The organism is Caulobacter sp. 602-1 (genome assembly GCF_003931565.1).
In the GTDB taxonomy this organism is placed as follows: Bacteria; Pseudomonadota; Alphaproteobacteria; order Caulobacterales; family Caulobacteraceae; genus Caulobacter.
Map to the genome: position 1 here is coordinate 1 of NZ_RRYI01000156.1, position 286 is coordinate 286.

General features: G+C 65.0%; 1 protein-coding gene. It reads right to left on the reverse strand.

Translation table 11 applies throughout. The features are described 5' to 3' along the window. The coding region (locus tag EIK80_RS25690; RefSeq protein ID WP_148099151.1) for an NAD(P)-binding domain-containing protein at positions 1-286 on the reverse strand (286 nt) is incomplete at both ends.

Here is a 286-nt window from a genome sequence, read left to right on the forward strand (position 1 = left end):
TGGCGCTCTTATCCGCCGGCTTGCCGTTCAGGTACTTGGGGAACACCCACACCCCGCGTCGGGCCGAGACCCACAGGTTTTTCGCGGTCGGCCGCTGGGAGAGCTCGCTGGCGATATCCATGGCCGAATTGCCCATGCCGACCACCACGACGTTCTTGCCGCGCATGTCTACCGGATCGAACGGGTCGCTATAGGCGTGGGCATGGAAGGCCGGGCCGTCGAACTCGCCCGGATACTCAGGCACGCGCGGATCCCAGTGGTGGCCGTTGCAAACGAACAGCACGTC